This window comes from Sulfurimonas sp. (genome assembly GCF_014859695.1).
Taxonomy (GTDB): Bacteria; Campylobacterota; Campylobacteria; order Campylobacterales; family Sulfurimonadaceae; genus Sulfurimonas.
Genome location: NZ_JACUTS010000096.1, coordinates 1 through 5,813, shown reverse-complemented (window position 1 = coordinate 5,813; position 5,813 = coordinate 1). Strand labels below are relative to the sequence as shown.

At 37.2% G+C, this 5,813-nt stretch carries 7 protein-coding genes; 3 read left to right on the top strand and 4 right to left on the bottom strand.

The window, feature by feature from the left end; translation table 11 throughout:
- Positions 1-889 (bottom strand): MBOAT family O-acyltransferase (locus tag IBX42_RS10960; RefSeq protein ID WP_294932856.1); only part of this gene is annotated, 889 nt, incomplete at its 3' end.
- Positions 890-1,030: 141 nt separating this feature from the next.
- Between IBX42_RS10960 and IBX42_RS10955 the strand changes: the two genes are divergently transcribed.
- From IBX42_RS10955 to IBX42_RS10945, 3 genes are read left to right on the top strand one after another with little or no spacing between them, the layout of a single operon-like run.
- On the top strand, positions 1,031-1,231 hold the full coding sequence (locus IBX42_RS10955) for a hypothetical protein (RefSeq protein ID WP_294932852.1): 201 nt from the start codon (positions 1,031-1,033) through the stop codon (positions 1,229-1,231).
- Between the two features lie 53 nt (positions 1,232-1,284).
- The gene (gene vapB, locus IBX42_RS10950) at positions 1,285-1,524 is read left to right on the top strand and encodes a type II toxin-antitoxin system VapB family antitoxin (RefSeq protein WP_294932850.1); all 240 of its coding nucleotides are present in this window, start codon (positions 1,285-1,287) and stop codon (positions 1,522-1,524) included.
- Positions 1,521-1,922, top strand: coding sequence for a type II toxin-antitoxin system VapC family toxin (locus tag IBX42_RS10945; protein ID WP_294932848.1), 402 nt, complete (start codon positions 1,521-1,523; stop codon positions 1,920-1,922). Before vapB ends, IBX42_RS10945 begins: the two co-directional genes overlap by 4 nt.
- On the opposite strand, the gene IBX42_RS10940 is transcribed toward IBX42_RS10945, so the two are convergent.
- The 3 genes from IBX42_RS10940 to IBX42_RS10930 all read right to left on the bottom strand — a co-directional run bounded on the left by IBX42_RS10940 (position 1,900) and on the right by IBX42_RS10930 (position 5,741).
- Positions 1,900-4,011, bottom strand: a complete 2,112-nt coding sequence (locus tag IBX42_RS10940; RefSeq protein WP_294932846.1) for an EAL domain-containing protein — start codon at positions 4,009-4,011, stop codon at positions 1,900-1,902. The two genes, IBX42_RS10945 and IBX42_RS10940, sit on opposite strands and share 23 nt — an antisense overlap.
- Positions 4,012-4,146: 135 nt before the next feature.
- Positions 4,147-5,424 carry an MATE family efflux transporter gene (locus IBX42_RS10935; protein WP_294932854.1) on the bottom strand — a complete coding sequence of 426 codons (1,278 nt, stop codon included), beginning with the start codon at positions 5,422-5,424 and terminating at the stop codon, positions 4,147-4,149.
- A gap of 35 nt (positions 5,425-5,459) precedes the next feature.
- The gene (locus IBX42_RS10930) at positions 5,460-5,741 is read right to left on the bottom strand and encodes a hypothetical protein (RefSeq protein WP_294932843.1); all 282 of its coding nucleotides are present in this window, start codon (positions 5,739-5,741) and stop codon (positions 5,460-5,462) included.
- Positions 5,742-5,813 lie beyond the last annotated feature (72 nt).

The window sequence follows — 5,813 nt, the reverse complement described above, 5'->3', positions numbered from 1 at the left end:
CATAATCTCTTAGAAATCTACTAAGCGTGATGTGCCATCTTCTCCAAAAATCTTTTATATTTGTTGCTTTATATGGAGAGTTAAAGTTGATGGGCAAGCGGATGTTAAAAAGAAGTGCGGCACCAATTGCCATGTCGGTATAACCTGAAAAATCAAAGTAAATTTGAAAAGTGTATGAAAGACTTGTAGCCCACGCTTCAAACAGGTTCAGCGTTGTTGCCGTATCAAAGCCTGCGGTTGCCCATGTTGCAAAAGTATCTGCGATTACCACTTTTTTGAACAAACCCATGGAGAAAATGAAAAGTCCCATGGCGATGTTACGGTAATTTTTTACCATATTCCACTTGCTTGCAAATTGCGGCATCATCTCTTTATGATGCACAATCGGTCCAGCGATAAGCTGAGGAAAAAATGTCACAAACAACGCATAGTTTAAAAAGTCATACTCTTTTGTTTCTGCTCTATAACTATCCACCAAATACGCTATTTGCTGAAAGGTAAAAAAGCTTATGGCAAGAGGAAGAGCGATATGAGAGAGCGGGATATTTGCACCAAATATACCGTTAAAGTTTTCTATAAAAAAATCGCTGTATTTAAAGTAACCAAGCAAAGCAATATTTGCCACAACCCCAAAACCTAAAAGCGTTTTTTTACCTATTTTTGCTTTTTTGAAGTTTTCGTTTAAAGAATTTCCAACTGCAAAATTTACAAGCATTGAAGCAACTATAAGCGGCAGATAGGCTACATTCCACCAACTATAAAAAAATAGACTTCCAAAAACAAGCCAAACTTTAGAAGCAACTGCCAATCTTTTAGATATGAGGAAAAAATACCCAAAGAAGATAATGGGTAAAAATAAAAAGATAAATTCGTAGGAGTTAAAGAGCATCTGTTTCTCAATTTTTAAGTTTTTCAGGATTTTAATTCCGAAAATAGTTTTTATTATATACATATACTTCCTATTTTAAAATAAAACACATACAAATATTTCCGAATTTTTTTAGAATATTTTTTTGTGTAGAGTTTTTGCATGAAACTGACACAGCAAGATATGGCAAGATTATTTGATATTGACCCTAGAACACTTAGAAACTGGCGAAAAGATAAGCCATATTTATATGCAACAATCATGAAAGGTTTTGCATTCGATGAAATAGTAGAAGCGCAAAAAGAGAGTTACGAAAAAGCAAAAGAGCTTAAAGAGAAGTTTGAGGCAAAAAAGAGTAATTGACAAAACAATAATAATAGTATATACTTAAAGATATATACTTAAAGGAGGGTGTTATGAGTGCTGTTGCAAAACTGTTTAAAAATGGTCAAAGCCAGGCGGTAAGATTGCCAAAAGAGTTTAGGTTTGAAAATCAGGAAGAGCTTTTTATAAAGAGGGTTGAAGATGGCATTATTTTGATGCCAAAAAATGACAAAAGCGTATGGGATCATATGTTTGACAGACTTGATGAATTTTCGGACGATTTTATGCAAACAAGAGTACAGCCAACTCAAAAAAGAGAAAATTTCTTTTGAAAAAGCAGATGCTTGATACCAATATCTGTATCTATATCATCAAAAACAAGCCTCAAAATGTGAGAGAAAAATTTAAAGAGTTTGAAGTAGGCGATTTGGTTCTCTCAAGCATTACGGTAAGTGAGCTGTATTACGGTGTTTATAAAAGTGAACACGTAGAAAAAAATCTTTTGGCGCTTGAGCATTTTCTAAAACCTTTCGATATCTTAGAATACGGTATGAAAGCCTCTATTGCCTATGGGAAAATAAGAGCAGATTTGGAAAAAAGAGGGCAAGTCATAGGTGGGCTTGATATGATGATAGCATCTCACGCACTCTCATGCAATATGAAGCTAGTTACAAACAACATAAAAGAATTCAAAAGGGTCAAAGAGCTCAAGCTTGATAACTGGGTGTAATCAAATCACTCGGACGTCCAAAATAGTACCCCTGAAACTCATCTACGCCGTACTCTTTGAGTAGTTCAAATATCTCTTCGTTTTCAACAAACTCTGCTACGGTGGTAATGTTTAAGTCTTTTGCAAATCGCACTATGCTTTTAACCAGTATCTTAGAATCGTTCTCGGTTAGTATGTTTTGTATAAGCGAGCCGTCAATTTTTATATAATCAGGCTTTATCTCTAGCACATGGGCGTAGTTTGCGTAGCCGCTTCCAAAATCATCTATGGCAATTTGCACACCCATCTCACGCAATTTTTCAACAGCTTTTCTCAACATCTCAAAGTTCTCTACACCCTCTTGTTCTGTAATCTCAACAACTACTCTTTGAGGAGAGTCAAACTTTTTAATCTGTTCAACCAAAGTATCCATCATTGATGAATTGAAAAAATCGCTAGGCAGAAAATTTATTGCTATCTTTTCGCTTCTTTGAGCAAAAAGTGATAGGCTTTGTACCAGCATCTCTTTTGCTATTTTTATATACAGACCGCTACTCATAGATATATCCAAAAAATCACACGGAGGTAAAATCTTTTTCTCTCCTCCGTCAAACTCAACTATTCTGACCAAAGCCTCATATTTTATAATTTCCCCATCTCTGTTTGTTATGGGCTGAAAAAATGGAATCACATTTTTATGCTCTAGCGCATATTTTATACAGCGCTTAACTCTCATGACACTCTGTGAGTACTCTTTTGTATCGACTTTTGGCGAATACATAAGATAAGGCAAAGACTGTTTTTTGGCTTTTTTAATCGCCATCTGAGCATCTTCAAGCGGATGTTTGTCGTTAAAAGCTATGCCCGAATATATTTCAATAGTTATAACCTCATCAACTCCTGCTACAAAAATCTGAAGAGAGTTTATCTTAACATGAAGCTCCTCGATTATTTTACAATACTCATCACCGTCAAAATCATCCTCTTTTTTAAGAAGAACAAACTCATCCGAAGATATTCTGTATGCGTCAAACCTATATTTTTTTACAAACTCATCAAAGGCGTCGGCGGCTTTAATAAGAATCTCATTGCCCACATCAACGCCGTAAAGCTCGTTAATAAGGCTAAACTCTTTTATATTGCTCAAAATAAGCACCTTTTTTTTTGGAGAAAGCAGGTTGTCGTTTAATGCATGTCTGTTCAAAAGAGCTGTCAAGTGGTCGGTATAGACCTGTTTTGAGAAGTGATTAAGCATTTTGCTAAAACCAAAGTGGTGAATAGTCCCTAAAGTAAGCATGATTATAACTATCATAAAAAATAGATGCTGAATAAATTCTCTATCTTTTTTTGCGACTGCCGACATATCATAGCCTACCACCAAATAGCCGAGCGTCTGCGAGAGATGATTATTTAGAGGGATGCTCATATCTACTTTATAGAGCTCCGCATCCTCCTTGTGCTCATGTTGAAAATGGGTCTTTAGTTTTTCGCTGCCTTTTATATAGATATGGTTTTCATCTACTATAACACCCTCTTTACTTAGCATAATATCAAGCAGCGACCTGTTTATAGCAACGCCTATGTCTGCTTTAAATATGGAGCTTAAACTTTTTAAAAAATTATCCGGAGATATTCCAAGCTCAACATTTCCTACATAAACCTCATTGTAAAAAATCGGTTTTGTTATGCGGTATGTCATCTCAAGATTGCCGACTTCAAAACCGCTAAATGATTGCTGCAGAGTATTTGTATCGACTATAAGAGTTCTTTTTTTATTTAACATATCACCGAAATATTCAGGCTTGTGTGCCCTGTAAAGCGTTGTTCCGTCATTAGAGCGAAAAGTAAGGATATTGAGAGAATCATGAATCAGTTTTAGTTCATTGTAGAGAGGCAAGACTATTGAAGCTATGTTTTCATAATCTCTGCCTGAAACAGCTTTTGCCAGACCCTCTGAAGCCATAAGCTCTTCAAGCCTGAGTTCCAGCTGCGCTTTGTCATGCTCTAGATTTATCTCAAAGAGATTTTTAGCAGAAGATACAACCTTTTGAAACTGCCTATCTATCGAGTTGTTTAATTCATAATTTAAAAACAGATAAACAACTGACAATGCAACTCCAAAGACAATTGAAGTTAGAATCAGGGTGTTTCGTCTTGTCTTACAAGGAATACTCATACCGTTCTCGCTCTATATAATTTGAAGACAATTATATCTTTTTCATCTTAAAGCTTCAAATTTTAATCACTAAACTTTTGTATCAAGCCATACTTTTTTCTTATATATATAGACATAGATAAGCCCTTTTATAAGTGTTTCTACATTCATTATCACAAAAATTGCAACAATTCCATAACCCATTTTGTAAGCTATATAAGATGGTATAACCCGAAATAACCAAAGTGAGAGCACATTAATCTTTAGTGTGATTTTTGTCGCTCCCGCTCCCCTTAATGCTCCCGAGTAGACGAACATAATGGCAAGCGGGATTTGAGCCAAGCCGACCAGTATAAGGTAGTATGAAGCCACTGCAATCGTAGCGGCATCTTTTGTAAAAAAACTTACTAAATATTCAGGAAAAAGAATAAGAAAAACACCGACACTCCCCATAAACACATAGGCTATCCGTCCGCTTATGATACCCATGTTATAGGCTCGCTCTTCGTTTTTTGCGCCCAAACTCTGCCCGACAAGCGCCGTTGCGGCTATGGCAAAACCAAAACCGGGCATAAAAGCGATTCCCTCTATGCGAAGTCCGACTTGATACCCTGCTAACTCCTCTGTTCCGTATGCGGCAATTATGGCTACAAAAAAGAGAAATGAGATGCTTGATATTCCTCTATCAAGCGTTGCGCTCCATCCTACATGCCAGACTCTGATTAGATCTTTTACTCTTATGATAGGGATGATATTGAGCTTGCTATGGGGCTTTTTTATAAGAATATAGTAGGCAAAAACATTAAAACAATAGGAGATTACGGTTGCGTACGCCGCTCCCTCTATTCCCATCGCCTCAAAGCCAAAGTGTCCAAAGATAAGAACATAGTTCAAAAAAGCGTTAATGACCGTAGAGACAAGCTTGATGTAGAGAGAGTTTTTCGTATCTCCCGCGGCTGAGAGTGCGTTATATAAAAGCGTGTCGATAAAGATAAACACGATACCCAAAGAGATTATCTTAAAATAGAGTGCGCCCTGCTCTACCACATCCTCTTTTGCGCCCATAAGCGCATAAATATACTCACTACCTGCGTAGCCGCCGATGGAGACAAAAACAGATAAAACAGCCGCAAAGATCCCAAGCGAATAGAGAAGTGCTGAAGCCCTTCTTTTTCTCCCCTGTCCGATAAAGCGCGATATCAGCGCATTTCCGCCGACAACATAGAGCGTCATAAGCACATTGACAATCATCATAAACTGCATGCTCATGCCCACAGCCGCCAAAGCCGAGACACTTACCATACCAACCATAATCATATCTACAAGAATCTGAAGAATATCGACTAGATGCTTAAGTGCCGCGGGGATTGCTATAGAGAAGACCCTGTGCGTATCGCGCGAGATTAGTTTTGAAAAAATTGTGACACCTCTCGCATGGATGCTATAAGCTCCTCTTTCGTCTCAAACTCCAGAGTAATTTTCTCTTTTTTCTCTTCATGTGCAGGGGTAAAATCAAAAACCAAAACGTAAGATATGAGCTTAACCTTGTCTCCGTAAAGCTCCGCCCACTCCAAACTCATCTCTGCGACCTCGCCGTTTGAGTCGACAACGACTGCAGGATAGAGTCGCGTTATTTTGCTTAAATCCAAATCTCCGGCACTTGACTTATAAATCATATTTTTCATAAACTAAACTTTTTACAATATATTTCTGATATAGTAACCTATGAAGGTTGATAACTCGCTTTTTAGTGAAGA

What these genes read in the sequence shown, in the direction of transcription:
- IBX42_RS10955 (WP_294932852.1), top strand. Translation starts at nt 1,031, where the DNA reads ATGAAACTGACACAGCAAGATATGGCAAGATTATTTGATATTGACCCT.
- vapB (WP_294932850.1), top strand. Translation starts at nt 1,285, where the DNA reads ATGAGTGCTGTTGCAAAACTGTTTAAAAATGGTCAAAGCCAGGCGGTA.
- IBX42_RS10930 (WP_294932843.1), bottom strand. Translation starts at nt 5,741, where the DNA reads ATGAAAAATATGATTTATAAGTCAAGTGCCGGAGATTTGGATTTAAGC.